The organism is Mycobacterium sp. BK086, assembly GCA_004362315.1.
Taxonomy (GTDB): domain Bacteria; phylum Actinomycetota; class Actinomycetes; order Mycobacteriales; family Mycobacteriaceae; genus Mycobacterium.
In genome coordinates this window covers 372,519-386,994 of the sequence record SNWL01000008.1, presented here as the reverse complement: position 1 = coordinate 386,994, position 14,476 = coordinate 372,519, and the positions used below count along the sequence as shown (strand labels likewise).

Genomic DNA, 14,476 nt, shown 5'->3' with positions numbered 1-14,476 from the left:
GCACGACTCGCCATCCGTTCGCTGAGGTGAATGAGTCTGTCCTCGTGACCAGCAGGCATGGTGTAAGCCAACTTACGGAGTTCCAGGGCAAATTCACTGAGATCTTGGCGATACGACGCGTCGCTCATCGGCCGTCCCCCGTCGTGGAGAGGTGTTGTTGACATTTGCTGTTAGCGTTCCCCCGCTTGGCAATAAGTCTGCTCCAGACCCCTGGGTATGGAAAGGTTTCTCAGGAACAATTAAGGGTTCAGGACGGTACGGGTCACGCCGCGTGGGTACGTCGGCGGCGCCGCCCCTCGCTTCGCACCGCCTCGTAATGACCGAGTAGCTCGTCGCAAATCGCCGGCCAGGTCCGGCTGAGCACGCTGCGACGGGCAGCCAGCGAGTAGCGCGCCCGCTCATCGAGCAGATGGTCCACCGACTGCGCCAGCCGCGCCTCGAACTCGTCGACGCCGAGCAACAATCCGGTGCGGTACGGCGCGACGAGGTCCCGCGGCCCACCGGCATTGGGCGCGACGACCGGCAGGCCCGACGCCATCGCCTCCTGCACGGCCTGACAGAAGGTCTCGTGCTCGCCCGGGTGGACGAAAACGTCCATGCTCGCGAAGGCGGCGGCCAATTGTTCGCCGTAGAGCGCCCCGGTGAATACCGCCGACGGCAGCAGCGTCTGCAGTTTCTCGCGGTCGACGCCGTCGCCGACGATGACCACCTGGAGATCGTCTCGGCCGGCCAGCGCCGCCAGCCGCTCGACATGCTTCTCCGGAGCGAGCCGCCCGACGAAACCGATGATCGGCTTGCCCGCCGGCGACCACCGCGCCCGCAACGCACCGTCGCGTGCCGACGGGGCGAAGCCGGTGACGTCGACGCCCCGCGCCCACCGGTGCACACGCGGAATGCCGTGGGCGGCAAGGTCTTCCATCGCCGCGGTGGAGGGCGCCAGGGTGCGGTCGGCGCGGACGTGCAGGTGCCGGGTCCACGCCCAGGCCGCCCGAGACGCCGCACCCATGCCGTAACTTTCGGCGAACCCGGCGACGTCGGTCTGGAAGACGGCGACCGTCGGTACGCCGAGGAAGCGAGCGGCCTGCAGGCCGCCGTAACCGAGCAGCGCCGGTGAGGCCAGGTGAACGACATGCGGGTCGAAACCGCGCAGCACCCGCACCATCCGAGGCCGCGGGACACCCAGCGGCAGCGACGTCACCTTCGGGAACATCTTCGCCGGGACCCGGTGCACCCGGATTCCATCGTGGATGCGGTCGGCCGCCGGCTCACCCCGCGGGGTGTCCGGCGCGATCACGAGCGCTTCATGTCCAGTGCGACGGAGATGCTCCAGTACCCGCAGCACCGAGTTGGTGACTCCGTTGACGTTGGGCAAGAACGACTCAGCGACAATCGCAACGCGCACATATCTAGAGTGCCATCGGTGCCCGTCAGCAAGGTAGCGCCCAGGCATACACGACACGAAAAACAGGTGGAACGCGGTACCGTGCGAGCATGCGGTTCTGGTCTGTGCTCGTGGTGGCGCTGGTCATGTTAGTTACCGGCTGCAGCAAGGAAATCGCCGGTGTGGCACAGGTGGATCCGCGCGGCCCCGCGACCGAGCTGAGCAAGGACGGCTTCGGCATCGTGGTCGGCGACCCGAAGGCGCGAGTGGAAATCGAGATCTACACCGAGCCGCAATGCGACCACTGCGCCGATCTGCAGAAGGATTTCGGCGACGAGCTGTCGCGCTACATGAACCTCGGTCAGCTCGTCGTCACCTATCGGCCGCTGACGTTCCTGGACGACAAGCCCGGGGGCTATTCCGACCGGGTGAGCAACGCGATGTTCCTGGCGGCCGGGCCGAAGACGTCAGCCAAGGCGTTTCAGGCCTTCGTCCAAGACCTTTGGGGCCACCAGGAGCGACGGGGCAGCAAGGGTCCGACGGACACCGAGATCGCGGACATGGCCCACGAAAGCGGGGTTGCGCCGGCGGCTGTCGACGCGATGCGGGCAGGCAAACCCGCACTGGACCTGATCGAGATGGCCGACACCAACTTCGAGTACCTCTACGAGATCGACCCGATCAGCACCGGCACCCCAACGGTTTTCGACCTGACCAACAACGAGAAGATCGACATCTACGACAACAACTGGCTGTCCAAGTTGATGTCGACCTGAGTCACGCGGCGCTCCAAGAACACCAGTCCGGTCAGCACGAGCCCGCCGATCAGCCAGGCCACCACCGCGATCGAACCGGCCGGGATGATCGCGAGCGCGGCGGTACGGTGTTGCACCCGAACGAGATCCGGATCGTCGCGGTCGTATTCGACATAGATGCGCATACCCTCGGCCAGCTCCGAGGGATAGAGCACGCCCAGTTCGGGACGGTAGGTGACACGGTCAGGAGTCACGAACTCGATCGTCGAGCGGCGCGGCCCGGCCGAGAGCACCTCGGCCTGCGCGACACCCATGTTGCGTTCGATCTGACGATCGTTGCGCCACGCGCCCGCCACCAGGAGCACTGACTGCAGGGTGACCAATCCGATCAGGATCCACACCCCACATTTGCTCCAGCGCAACAGCTTTCGCTGTGTCGTATCGACGACGTCGGGATCGCGCCGGGGCAGTGCTGATTTCAGCAGGCCGAGGAGCCTGCCGATCACAGTGCCGCCCTGATCGCGGCATGCAACTGCCGCAGCGACGAGCGATCGGCCTTGACCTCGAGCACCCGCATGCCCTCATGCGGCTCGGCGAGCGCGGGGCCGAGCTGATCGACCTCGATCTGGCGGGCGTCGATGTGATAGGCCCGGCACAACGCGCCGACGTCGACATCGTGTGGGGTACCGAAGATTCGCGACGACACATCCGAGAACCGCGGGTCGCCCTGCTCGAGCAGTTCGAAGATGCCGCCGCCGTTGTCGTTGGACACCACGATCGTCAGGTTCTTCGGCGTCGGCTCGGTGGGTCCGATCAACAGCCCGGAGCTGTCGTGCACGAAGGTCAGATCACCGATCAGGCCGATGGTGCGGCCCGAATGAGCCAGCGCCGCGCCGATGATCGTCGACACCGTGCCGTCGATACCGGCCACGCCGCGGTTGGAGCGCACCTTCACACCCTCGTTGTTCAGCCCGACCAGTGCCGCGTCGCGCACCGGGTTGGATGCGCCGAGCACCAACTGGTCGCCCGGGCGCACCGCGTCGGCCACCGCCGCCGCGACGTGCAGGCCGGTGGTCAGTGGGTGGGCTTTCAGTTGCTCGCGGACCGCGGCCATCGCGTGCCGGTTGGCCTCCGCGCAGCGCTGCAGCCAGCCCGGGTCCGGTGCGCCGCGGGTCTCCGCCCGGGTGCCGGTGGCCTGCGAGTTGCCCGAGACGTCCGGCCAGCGGGGGCCGGTGGTCAGCGCGTACACCGGCACCGACGGATCCGCCAGCAGTGTCGACACCGGGCGGTGCAGGGTCGGGCGGCCCAGCATGATCACCTGGCGGGGCCGCAGCAGCGGCAGGGCCAGCGGGTGCAGCGGGTTGGCGGCGTGTGGCGCGGTCGGCTCGGCGACCGTGGGGAGTGCGGCCAGGTTGGGGTGCACGCCGGCGCCGTGGCCGGCGATCACCACGGTGTCGGGCGTGAGATCGATCTCCAGGGGCTGGTCGAAGGCCACCGGCGGGCTGTAGGTCCACGGCTTGCCGTCGGGGCGCCCGGGCGGCAGATCGTCGGAACCCGGGTTGGGGTCGGGCACCAGCGGCTCGCGCAGCGGAATGTCGAATTGAACCGGGCCTGCATTGGCCGTGCGGGCACCGGTGGCCGCGGCCAGCACGCGGCAGGTGGCCGAGCGCCACTGCGCATTGAGCGCGTCCAGCTTGTCTGCGCCATCTTCGGCCAGGCCCAGGCTGATCGCCGTGCGGACCTGGGTGCCGAAGTAGCCGAGCTGTTCGAAGGTCTGGTTGGCGCCGGTGCCCAGCAGCTCGTAGGGCCGGTTGGCCGACAACACGATCAGCGGCACGCGGGCGTAGTTGGCCTCGACCACGGCGGGGCCCATGTTGGCCACTGCCGTTCCCGACGTCATCGCCACGCACACCGGGGCACGCTCGGCGACGGCCAGTCCGATCGCCAGGAAGCCGGCGGTGCGCTCGTCGATGCGGACGTGCAGCCGAAGCCGGCCCGCGCGGTCGGCGTCGGACAGCGCGAATGCCAGTGGAGCGTTACGTGAGCCGGGGCAGAGGACGACGTCGCGGACGCCGCCGCGAATCAATTCGTCGACGACGACGCGCGCCTGGGCCGTCGATGGGTTCACCACTACAGCGTGTCACACGTTGTTTTCGCGGGCCTCTAGACCAAAGTGCCGGCGAAGAAGTCCAGCATCGCGTTGTTCACGGTGTCGGGGCGCTCCAGGAAGCCGAGATGACCGGTGTGGCCGATCTGGACATAACGGCCGTTGGGCAGGGCGTCGGCGACCTCTCGGCCCAGCGCCGCCGGCGTCAGAACATCGTCGGCGAACCCGATCACCAGCACCTCGGTGCGGATCGACCGGTACGCGGTCAGCCGGTTCTCCTTCGGATACACCTCGAGCTGAGCGGCCAGCCCGGCGGTGCGCTTGATCGGGAACGCGGTGAACATTTCCATCCAGTCCCCGATGGCCTTCTCGTCGTTGATCGTCTTGGGCGAGAAGTTCTCCAGCACACGCACTTTCGCGGCATAGGCGGGCGGCAGCTGGATTTCGGCCTTGGTGAGTTCGACGTCGGCGGCCCGGATGGATTTGCGGATGCGGTCCAACCGTCCGCGGGTACCCATCAGCACCGCCTGGCTGACCAGTTCGGGCCGGGCCAGCATCAGCTCCTGGGCGATGTAGGCGCCCATCGACATCGCCACCACCCGGGCCGGGCCACCGGCCACGTCTTCGATGAGAGCGGCGGTGTCGGCGATCATCTGTTCGGTGCCGAAACCGCCGGCGTTCTCGGTGGCCCCGATCCCCCGGTTGTCGAAGGTGATGCAGCGATAGCCCGCCGCCACGAAGGCTGGGATCTGGTGGATGTGCCAGGTCCGCCCGGCGCCGCCGGTGCCGGCGATGAAGACCACCGGATCGCCGGTGCCGTTTTCCTCGTAGGCCAGGTTGATCACCTGGCAGAGGCTACGCGTCCCCGTTTCCGCCTGCCCCGCGACCGTGCCGCATCGATCGCGCCGGTCCACAACAGGGACGCCGTCGCCTTGAGCTGGGTGGGGTTGGCCAGGTCCTTGGCCATCAGCGCGGTGGCGGTGGCCTTGGTGGAGGCCGACGCCTTCGACATGTGCCCGGAGTCGAACGGCGGTTGCGGGTCGTACTCGATCGACAGCTGGATCACCTTGGCGCGGTCCTCGCCGCCGATCTGGCCGGCCAGCCACAGGGCCAGGTCGATACCGGCCGACACCCCCGCGCTGGTGACGATGTTGCCCTCATGGACCACCCGTTCGTCTTTGACCGGGGTGACGCCGAGCGCCTTGAGCGCGGTCAGGGCCGCCCAGTGCGAGGTCGCGCGCTTGCCCTTCAGCAGTCCGGCGGCGGCGAGGATGACCGAACCCGAGCACACCGACGTCGTCCAGGTGGCCGTCTCGTGCGCTTGACGCACCCAGGCGAGCAGCTTCTCGTCGCGGGCGTGCTCCATGGTTGTCATCCCGCCGGGGATCAAAAGGACGTCCGGCGAAGGTGTTTCGTCAAACGAGTGGGTGGCGCCGACGACGAGGACACCGGAGTCGGCGGTGATCGGTCCGGCTTCGTGCCACAGGAATCTGACTTCGGCATCGGGCAGCCAACGCAACACCTCGTAGGGCCCGATGAAATCCAAGGCGGTGAAGCCGGGGTAGAGCACGATGGCGATCTGCATGGTTCTCTCCTCTAGACGAAGGTCTTGCGGTATTGGTCCGGCGATACGCCGACCCGGCGAATGAAGTTGCGGCGCATGGTTTCCGACGTTCCGAATCCGCAGCGAGCGGCGATGGTGACGACGGTGTCGTCGGTCTCCTCCAGCTGACGGCGCGCGGCTTCGGTGCGGACACGCTCGACGTAGGCGCCGGGCGCCTCGCCGACCTCGTCGGTGAACACCCGGGTGAAGTGCCGCGGGCTCATCGCGGCGCGACGGGCCAGATCCGAGATGCTATGGGCGGCACCGGGTTCGGATTCGATAGCCTCCTGCACGTCGCGGATGGGCTGGCGGCGCGCCCGGGGCATCCACACCGGCGCGGCGAATTGGGTCTGGCCTCCCGGCCTGCGCAGATACAGCACCAGGTAGCGAGCAACGGTCTGCGCGACCTCGGTGCCGTAGTCGTCCTCCACCAGGGCGAGCGACAGGTCGATCCCGGCCGTCACACCCGCCGCCGTCCACACGGTGTCCGAGCTCCGCAGGAAGATCGGCTCCCGGTCGACGGTGACGGCCGGGAACTCGCGCGCCATCTGGTCGGCGTACGCCCAGTGGGTGGTGGCAGTGCAGTTGTCGAGGAGGCCCGCTTCGGCGGCCAGGAACGCACCGGTGCACACGCTGACCACACGTCGCGAGTTCGCGGCCGCCCGCCGGATCCAGGCCATGGTCGCCGGGTCGTCGCGCGCGGCGTCGACGCCCGCGCCGCCGGGCAGGATCAGGGTGTCGATGTCGCGCGGCTCGGGCAGCGCCTCGCCGACGAAGGCCAGCCCGGTCGGCGTGGTGATGGGACGGCCGCCGTGAGAGACGACGCTGACCCGGTACCCGCCCTCGGTGAGCAGGGCCGCGCCGGTGAACACATCGTGCGGCCCGACCAGGTCGAGGGCCTGTACGCCGGGGAAGCCGAGGATCACCACCGATCGCGCCATGGGTTCAGTGTTGACCGTGGCCACGATGGCGTCCAGGCCAGCTACCCCACAAATCAGGACATCAGAGCTTCCGGAGCCGGCGCGTGGCCTGCAGCAGCGGCACCATCGACGCGATGCCTTTGCGCAGGCTCCGCTGCAGCGGCCCCATGTTCGCCAGCACCATGTACTCCACGCCGCAGTCGCGCCACTCGGCAGCCCGGTCGACGATCTCGTCAGGAGTGCCGCACAGCAGGCAATCGCGCACCACGTCCGTCGGAATGGCTTTGACGTGGGAAAGAGCGGTCTGCTCGTCCATGTCCTGGGGCAGGATGTCCTGCGCACCGGTGAAGCCGATGCCGAGTGGATGCTGCGCACCATGGCGGGCGAAGAACTGGTCGGACGCGTTGAGCGCCGCCGCGCGGACCACCTCGGAATCGAGCGCCTCGTCGAGATCGTCGTGGTCGCGGGCGGCCAGGGTCATGAACCAGATCGCCGGCTTGATCGCCATCGGATCCCGTCCGGCGTCGGAGGCCGCCGTCCGTACCGCCTCGAGCCGCTGCGCGTACTCCTGCGGGGTGTGCGGAAACGCCGGATAGTAGGCATCGGCGTAGCGGCCCACGGCGCGCAACATCCGCGGACCGTGCGCGGCGATCCAGATCTCGGGCCACTTTCCCTTGTATGGCGGCAGGTCGAAGAGGGCATTGCGGAGCGGGAAGTACGCCGAGTCGCGATTGACCAACTCCCCGCGGGAATCCCACAGCGCCCGGATGGTCGCCATGGCTTCCTCGAATCGGGCCACCGGCTTGGACCACTCGACGCCATAGGGCTCGTTTCCCTCTCGTTCGCCGCTACCGATCCCGAGGATCGCGCGTCCCCGCGTCAGCAACTGCAGTGTGGCCGCCGCCTGCGCGGTGACCGCCGGATTGCGTCTGCCGCTATCGGTGACCCCGACGCCCAGACGCAGACGCGCGTGGTTGCGGGCGGCGATGTTGCCGAGCATGGTCCACGGCTCCAGATACGCATCGCCGCGCGGCAGAAGGCTTGCGCCGCCACAGTATTTCGGGTTGTTCCACAGGGACCGGGGAAACAACGAGTTCAGGTGATCGGGCACCCAGAACGAGTCCAGCCGAGCGGCGGCCGCGGCCACGTAGTTGGCTCTGGTGAGGAAGTCGACCGTGGGGCGTCCCGCCACGATGGGGTCCATCATTCCGATGCGAAGCGTTGACATCGCTTCAGTGTCGGGGGCCCCGCGTGGCGCCGATAGCGTAGTCCGCTACTGCATTCCTTCCCGTCGGGCCCTGTCCTCGTTGAGATACTCGTCCATCAACGGTGTCTCGGCGACGATCGGATAGTCGCCCGTGTAGCCGACACGTTCACGCGCCATCTCCAGCACCCGCCCGCGCACGGCGTACCAGCCCACCATCAAGACGGGCACGATCACCACCAGTGCGACCAGATTCCAGTAGTTCTCGTAACACATCAGCCCGGTGACCACCGCGAGGAAAACCAGGGTGGCGTAGCTGGTGTACGGCGTTCCCCACAGCCGGAACGCGGGCCGGCTCAGAATGCCCTTCTGCGACCAGCGGTACAGCTGGATCTGACAGATGACAATGGTGCCCCACGACGCGATGATGCCCAGTGCCGACAGGTCCAGGGCGATGTTGAACGCCTCGGCGGGCACCACCAGATTGAGGATGACCCCCAGCACGGTGAAGCCGGCCGTCAGCGAGATGCCCGCGAACGGCACACCCCGTTTGGTCATGCGCCCGGTGAATTGTGGTGCGCTGCCGTTCATCGCCATCGATCGCAGTATTCGGCCGGTGGAATACAGGCCGGCGTTCAGACTCGACAGCGCGGCGGTCAGCACCACGAAGTTCATGATGGTCCCCGCCGCGGGCACGCCGATGCGGGAGAAGAACGTCACGAACGGGCTCTCGCCCTGTTTGTAGGTGGTGTAGGGAAGCAGAAGTGCCAGCAGCACAAGGGATCCGACGTAGAACACCGCGATGCGGACGACGACCGAGTTGATGGCCTTGGGCATCACCTTTGCGGGATTCTCCGTCTCGCCCGCGGCTGTCCCCACCAATTCCACTGCGGCATAGGCGAAGATCACACCGGAGGTGATGACCACCAGGGAGAGCAAGCCGGTCGGCAACAGGCCGCCGTTGTCGGTGATCACCGGCGGGCCCGTGGTTGCACCTTCGACGGTGAACCGGCCGGCCAGGAACACAATGCCCACGACAAGGAATGTGACCAGTGCGATGACCTTGATCAGCGCGGCCCAGAACTCCATCTCGCCGAAGACCTTGACCGAGATCATGTTGACCGTGAGAACGATCACCAAGGCGATCAACGCGATGGTCCACTGCGGAATCGCTTTGAAGGCGCCCCAGTAGTGCATGTAGAGCGCGATGGCCGTCACATCGACGATCGAGGTGCATGCCCAATTGAAGAAGTACATCCACCCGGCCACATAGGCGGCCTTCTCCCCCAAAAACTCTCGGGCATAGGAGACAAAGGACCCTGACGACGGCCGGTGCAGCACCAGCTCGCCCAATGCTCGCAGGATGAAGAAGACGAACACCCCGCACACGGCGTAGACGATGAATAGGCCGGGACCCGCCGTGTGGAGGCGTCCGCCAGCGCCCATGAAAAGGCCGGTACCGATCGCTCCCCCGATGGCGATCATCTGTAACTGCCGGGGTTTGAGACCTTTGTGATAGCCGACTTCTTCGTGGGCCAACGCTGAATTGTCGTATTTCGTGGGCGCTGCCATTGCCCGGGGATATCCAGCCGGGACCTGACCCAAAACCCTTAAGCAGTTAAGCTTCTGTTACGCAATATTTCTCGGCCGTCACGTCAATACTCTGGTCACGAGTCCTGCGAATTCCGTGCATGTCTGGTATCGCCGCTCCGGCCGCTTGGCCATCGCCTTGGCCAGAATGGAGTCGAACGCACGGGGCACCCAGCTGACGTGTCGCGAGACCCGCGGCGGCGGATGGTGAAGGTGTGCATCGATCAGGCCCATTGGCGTCGCGGCACGAAATGGCGTGGTATCCGTGATGAGTTCGACGGCAGTGCAGGCCAATTCGTATTCATCGGTCGCCGGAGTCGGGCGCTCTCCCGCCAGCAGTTCTGGCGCGGCGTAGGGCAATGACGCCTTGACGTAGGTCGGGCGCGCGGCCAGCGGCGGGGGTGGCTCACTGGTCAGGTGAGCCACCCCGAAATCGACGAGCACCGCACCGTCACGCGAAAAATCCTTGTTGACAAGGATGTTGGCGGGCTTGACGTCACAGTGCACGACGCCGTTGCGGTGCGCGTAATCCAGCGCGTCAGCGATCTGGTTGAGCACCGACAGCTTGTCGGCCAGGGTCTCGAGCGCCATGGCGTTACCGCCGTCGACGTATTGCATCGACAGCCACGTCGGCCCGTGATCCGCGACCGCCACGATGTGCGGATGGCTCAGCGTCTGGGCGATCGCGAACTCGCGCCGCATGCGCTCCAGAGCATCCTCCGAGCGATCCGCCTCGCCGAGGACCTTGAGCGCGAACACATCCGAGCCCCGGTGCGCGAGGTACACCGTTGCACTGCCCCCGCGTCCCACCGTTCTGTCGACGAGGTAGCCGGCGAACTCATCACCCGGACGCAGCACACGGCAAGCCTATCGCCGGACGAAGTAGTGGCCCTGGTCCAGATCCTCGAGCAAGCCGATGCCGGTGGGATGCCAGCCGAACCGCCGGCGGGTGATCGCGCTGCTGGCCGGGATGTCGAGGGCGAAGAATGCGCCGATCCAGGCGAAGTGGTCGATCGCGTTCTCCGGCGCGACGCTGGTGACGGGCACGCCGAGGTTGCGACCGATGGCCTCGGCGATCTCGCGGGTGGCGACTCCCTCCTCGCCGATCGCGTGCACGACGGTTCCGGGGTCGGCGGATTCAGCGGCAAGCCGGAACAGGACCGCGGCGTCGTCGCGATGGACCGCCGACCAGCGGTTGGCGCCGTCGCCTACATAGGCCGCGACGCCCTTCTCGCGGGCGACATTGATCAGCGTCGGGACGAAGCCGTAGTCGCCGTTACCGTGCACGGTCGGGGCGAGCCGCACGATCGACACCCGCACGCCTCGATCGGCGAACGCCAGCGCGGCCGATTCGGACAGCCGGGGCGACTGCGGATTGGCGGGCTGATCCTCGGTGAGGACCTGACCGACGGCGTGGCCGGCGGTCCCGCTGGTGACGACGAGCGGGCGGCCGGAGTCGGCGAGGGTTTCGCCGAGGGCGGTGATGGCTTGGCGGTCGAGTTCGCCCGCGTTGACGAAATCGTTGAAGTCGTGATGGAAGGCCAGGTGGATGACGCCGTCGGCGTCCATGGCGCCGGTGCGCAGACTGTCCAGGTCGGTGAGGTCGCCGCGGTGGACCTGGGCGCCCGCTTCGGTGAGTTTCTGGGCAGACGCGTCGGATCGGGCCAGCCCGACCACCTGGTGGCCGGCGGCGAGAAGATCGGGCACCACCGCGGAGCCGACCCATCCGGACGCTCCGGTGACGAATAGTTTCATGGCACTTCCTCCATGTCAGTCGCTGTCATCAGGCTCTAACGGTGATGTCAGCACCTGTCATCACGATAAAATTCCCCCATGGGTCGCTGGGAGCCGGACGCACGGGGCCGCCTGCAACAGGCGGCACTGGCCCTGTACGCCGAGCGCGGGTTCGATCAGACGACGGTCGCCGAGATCGCCGAGCGGGCCGGGCTGACCGAACGCACCTTCTTCCGCTACTTCTCCGACAAGCGCGAGGTGCTGTTTGCCGGGCAGCGCCCGCTGCTGGAGATGATGACGAAAGGTGTTGTCGACGCGCCTGATTCGGCCGGTCCCCTGGACGCCGTCAGCAGTGGACTGCAAGCCGTGGGCGCGTTCTTCGACGGCCGCCGGGAATCCTCACGGCTGCGGCAGACGGTGATCGACGCCAACCCGGGCCTCCAGGAACGCGAACTGAGCAAACGCGCCGCATTTTCCGCCGCGATGGCCGACGGCCTACGGCAGCGCGGTGTATCCGAGACGATCTCGCGCCTGACCGGTGAGGCCGGGGCCTCGGTATTTCATCTGGCCTTCGAGCAGTGGCTGGCCGCCGACAAGCACGACCTGGCGTACTTCGTGCGCCGCGCGATTGCCGACCTCAAGGCTGGGCTCTAGAGGCAAGGAGGGGGAAACACTCGCGCACGCGGGTGATCCACCAGTCGCGACGCTCGGGCGGGGCGGCGAGCGCAGCAAGGCGCGCCGGATCGGGCACCACCTCCCCGACGGGCAGACCGCCATCCACGGGCACGATATCGGCGACGTCGTCGACGAACAGCGAGCCGGTGCCCAGCCCGCAGGCGTGCTCCAACCGCGGCAGCGCCGCCGCCGCGGCGAGTCCCGCCGCGATGCCGACCGCGGTGTCCAGCGCACTGGACACCACCACCGGGATGTCGATTTCGGCGGCGATGTCGAGCATCGCGGTGACCCCGCCCAGCGGAGCGACCTTGAGCACCGCGACGTCGGCCGCCCCGGCCCGGACCACGGCCAGCGGGTCGGCGGCCTTGCGGATGCTTTCATCGGCGGCCACCGCGACCTGCACCCGACGGCGTACCTCGGCGAGCTCGTCCACGGTCTTGCACGGCTGTTCGAGGTATTCCAGCGGACCATCGGCACTGAGCGCCGCCGCCGCGGCAACCGCCTGCTCGACCGTCCACCCGCCGTTGGCGTCCACCCGCACGGTCGGAATCAGCGCACGCACGGCATTGACCCGGGCGACGTCGTCGGTCAGCGTCTGCCCCGGCTCGGCGACCTTCACCTTGGCGGTGCGCGCACCGGGAAAGCGCGCCAACACCTCGGGCACCTGCGCGGCAGGCACCGCGGGCACCGTCGCGTTGATGGGCACCACGGAGCGCAGCGCGGGAGGCCGTGCGCCGTAAGCGGATTCGATCCCAGAAGCCAGCCAGTGCGCGGCCTCGGGCGGCTCGTACTCGACGAACGGACCGAACTCGCCCCAGCCTGTCGGCCCGTCGATCAGAGCAGCCTCACGAATCATGATGCCGCGGAAGCGCACCCGCATCGGCAGCGCGACAACGTTCAGCCGCTCCAGCAGATCGTCCAGGGAGACCGACATCAGATCGCGCGGTCGCGGTTCTCCCAGTACGGCGAGCGCAGGTCGCGCTTGAGCAGCTTGCCGGTGGGGTTACGCGGCAGCGCCGGGGAGATCTCAACGCTGCGCGGGCACTTGTAATGCGCCAGCCGCTCCCGGCACCAGGCGACCAGTTCCTCACTGGAAGTCTCACCGCCGGCGGACAATTCGACGACCGCCTTGACCGACTCGCCCCACTTGTCGTCGGGGATGCCGAACACCGCGGCGTCGAGCACCGCGGGGTGATCGGTCAGCACCCGCTCGACCTCGACGGAGTAGATGTTCTCCCCGCCGGAGATGATCATGTCCTTGAGACGATCCTCGACGAAGATGAAGCCGTCCTCGTCCAGTCGGCCGATGTCACCGCTGCGGAACCAGCCTTCCTCGGTGATCGTCGCCGCGGTCGCTTCCGGCTTGTTGTGGTATCCCTTCATCAACTGCGGTGAGCGGAACCACAATTCGCCGGGCTGACCGGTCGGCACGTCGGCAAGGGTCTCTGGGTCGACCACCCGCACCTCCGCCTCGCGGGCGGGCTTTCCCGCGCTGAGCATCCGCTCCGGTCGGGACTCGTCGCGGTGCGCCTCCGGCGGGAGCTGCGTGATCGCACCGCACACCTCGGTCAACCCGTACACCTGGATGAAATCGGTGTCCGGCCACGCCTTCAGCGCGGACTTCAGCAGCGCGGGCGGCATCGGTGATGCGCCGTAGACGAACGTCCGCAGCCCGCTGAACAATTTGACCGCGTCCTCGCCGGACTCGAGCACCTTGCCCAGGACAGCCGGCACCAGGAACGTGCGATTCGCGCCCTGCAGCAGTGCACCGGCCAGCGACGCACCGTCGGCCTCGCGAGTCATGATCGTCGGGATGCCCGCGTGGATGCCGTACTGCACGTAGGCCGAACCACCGACGTGGAACAGCGGCATCGCCACCATGTTCTTGTCGTCCTCGCCGAACTCGAAGGTGGCCGCATTGATCGTGTGCGCCAAGATGTTTCGCTGGGACAACACCACACCCTTGGGCCGGCCCGTCGTGCCCGAGGAGTACATGATCAGGCAGGTGTCCTCGGGGTCGACCTCCGCGGGCCGGCCGACAGGTGTCGCGGCGGCCAGCAGCGCCTCGTACTGGTCGCCGTCGGTGCCTTCGGGCGTCACCTCGATGACGTCGGTGACATGGGTCAGCTTGTCGCGGATCTTGTCGATCGCCCCGATCAGCTCGGTGCCGACGATCAGCAGTTTGGCGCCGGAGTCGTTGAGGACGTAGTCCATCTCGTCGGCAGCCAGCCGGAAGTTGATGACGGCAGTGGCCGCCCCGATCGACGCGGCGGCCAGCTGCAGCTCGACACAGGCGGGATGGTTCTTGTCCAGGAAGGCCACCACGTCGCCGCGCCCGATGCCACGCGCCACCAGTGCCCCGGCCAGCCGTTGGATCCGGTCGTTCCACTGCGCCCAGGTCCAGCTGCGGCCGAGATAACTGACCGCCTCACCATCGGGCTTGTGTTGCGCCCAATAGGTCGGCCGGTCGTCGAGAAAACGCGGTTCGGGTGCGTGCATACCGGCCA

At 67.5% G+C, this 14,476-nt stretch carries 14 protein-coding genes; 2 read left to right on the top strand and 12 right to left on the bottom strand.

Annotation, left to right across the window (positions count from 1 at the left end; translation table 11 throughout):
* Nucleotides 1–262: 262 nt before the first annotated feature.
* Entirely contained in the window at nucleotides 263–1,402 is a 1,140-nt protein-coding gene (locus EV580_RS28330) for a glycosyltransferase family 4 protein (protein ID WP_133695658.1), read from the bottom strand.
* An 89-nt stretch (nucleotides 1,403–1,491) separates the two neighbouring features.
* Between EV580_RS28330 and EV580_RS28325 the strand changes: the two genes are divergently transcribed.
* Entirely contained in the window at nucleotides 1,492–2,157 is a 666-nt protein-coding gene (locus EV580_RS28325) for a DsbA family protein (RefSeq protein ID WP_133695656.1), read from the top strand.
* Here EV580_RS28325 and EV580_RS28320 read toward each other — a convergent pair.
* From EV580_RS28320 to EV580_RS28280, 9 genes are all read right to left on the bottom strand, one after another.
* On the bottom strand, nucleotides 2,118–2,639 hold the full coding sequence (locus EV580_RS28320; RefSeq protein WP_133696008.1) for a DUF3592 domain-containing protein: 522 nt from the start codon (nucleotides 2,637–2,639) through the stop codon (nucleotides 2,118–2,120). The genes EV580_RS28325 and EV580_RS28320 overlap by 40 nt on opposite strands.
* Nucleotides 2,639–4,264 carry a 2-succinyl-5-enolpyruvyl-6-hydroxy-3-cyclohexene-1-carboxylic-acid synthase gene (menD, locus tag EV580_RS28315; protein WP_166654925.1) on the bottom strand — a complete coding sequence of 542 codons (1,626 nt, stop codon included), beginning with the start codon at nucleotides 4,262–4,264 and terminating at the stop codon, nucleotides 2,639–2,641. The genes EV580_RS28320 and menD overlap by 1 nt, the downstream gene beginning before the upstream one ends.
* Nucleotides 4,265–4,299: 35 nt before the next feature.
* Complete coding sequence (locus EV580_RS28310; RefSeq protein ID WP_133695652.1) at nucleotides 4,300–5,088, bottom strand: alpha/beta fold hydrolase; 789 nt, start codon at nucleotides 5,086–5,088, stop codon at nucleotides 4,300–4,302.
* Nucleotides 5,085–5,828 carry a DJ-1/PfpI family protein gene (locus tag EV580_RS28305; RefSeq protein ID WP_133695651.1) on the bottom strand — a complete coding sequence of 248 codons (744 nt, stop codon included), beginning with the start codon at nucleotides 5,826–5,828 and terminating at the stop codon, nucleotides 5,085–5,087. Before EV580_RS28305 ends, EV580_RS28310 begins: the two co-directional genes overlap by 4 nt.
* Before the next feature lie 11 nt (nucleotides 5,829–5,839).
* A complete protein-coding gene (locus tag EV580_RS28300) occupies nucleotides 5,840–6,787 on the bottom strand; it encodes a GlxA family transcriptional regulator (protein WP_133695649.1) in 948 nt (315 codons plus the stop codon).
* A gap of 61 nt (nucleotides 6,788–6,848) precedes the next feature.
* A complete protein-coding gene (locus tag EV580_RS28295; RefSeq protein ID WP_133695647.1) occupies nucleotides 6,849–7,994 on the bottom strand; it encodes an LLM class flavin-dependent oxidoreductase in 1,146 nt (381 codons plus the stop codon).
* Nucleotides 7,995–8,039: 45 nt separating this feature from the next.
* A complete protein-coding gene (locus EV580_RS28290; RefSeq protein ID WP_133695645.1) occupies nucleotides 8,040–9,542 on the bottom strand; it encodes an amino acid permease in 1,503 nt (500 codons plus the stop codon).
* A 78-nt stretch (nucleotides 9,543–9,620) separates the two neighbouring features.
* Nucleotides 9,621–10,418, bottom strand: a complete 798-nt coding sequence (locus tag EV580_RS28285) for a serine/threonine-protein kinase (protein ID WP_133695643.1) — start codon at nucleotides 10,416–10,418, stop codon at nucleotides 9,621–9,623.
* Between the two features lie 9 nt (nucleotides 10,419–10,427).
* On the bottom strand, nucleotides 10,428–11,315 hold the full coding sequence (locus tag EV580_RS28280; RefSeq protein WP_133695641.1) for an SDR family oxidoreductase: 888 nt from the start codon (nucleotides 11,313–11,315) through the stop codon (nucleotides 10,428–10,430).
* A 78-nt stretch (nucleotides 11,316–11,393) separates the two neighbouring features.
* Between EV580_RS28280 and EV580_RS28275 the strand changes: the two genes are divergently transcribed.
* The gene (locus tag EV580_RS28275; protein WP_133695639.1) at nucleotides 11,394–11,948 is read left to right on the top strand and encodes a TetR family transcriptional regulator; all 555 of its coding nucleotides are present in this window, start codon (nucleotides 11,394–11,396) and stop codon (nucleotides 11,946–11,948) included.
* Here the strand turns inward: EV580_RS28275 and EV580_RS28270 are convergent.
* Together EV580_RS28270 and EV580_RS28265 are read right to left on the bottom strand one after the other, a co-directional pair.
* On the bottom strand, nucleotides 11,932–12,903 hold the full coding sequence (locus tag EV580_RS28270; protein ID WP_133695638.1) for an o-succinylbenzoate synthase: 972 nt from the start codon (nucleotides 12,901–12,903) through the stop codon (nucleotides 11,932–11,934). The two genes, EV580_RS28275 and EV580_RS28270, sit on opposite strands and share 17 nt — an antisense overlap.
* Nucleotides 12,903–14,468, bottom strand: coding sequence for a long-chain-fatty-acid--CoA ligase (locus tag EV580_RS28265; RefSeq protein ID WP_133695636.1), 1,566 nt, complete (start codon nucleotides 14,466–14,468; stop codon nucleotides 12,903–12,905). The genes EV580_RS28270 and EV580_RS28265 overlap by 1 nt, the downstream gene beginning before the upstream one ends.
* Nucleotides 14,469–14,476 lie beyond the last annotated feature (8 nt).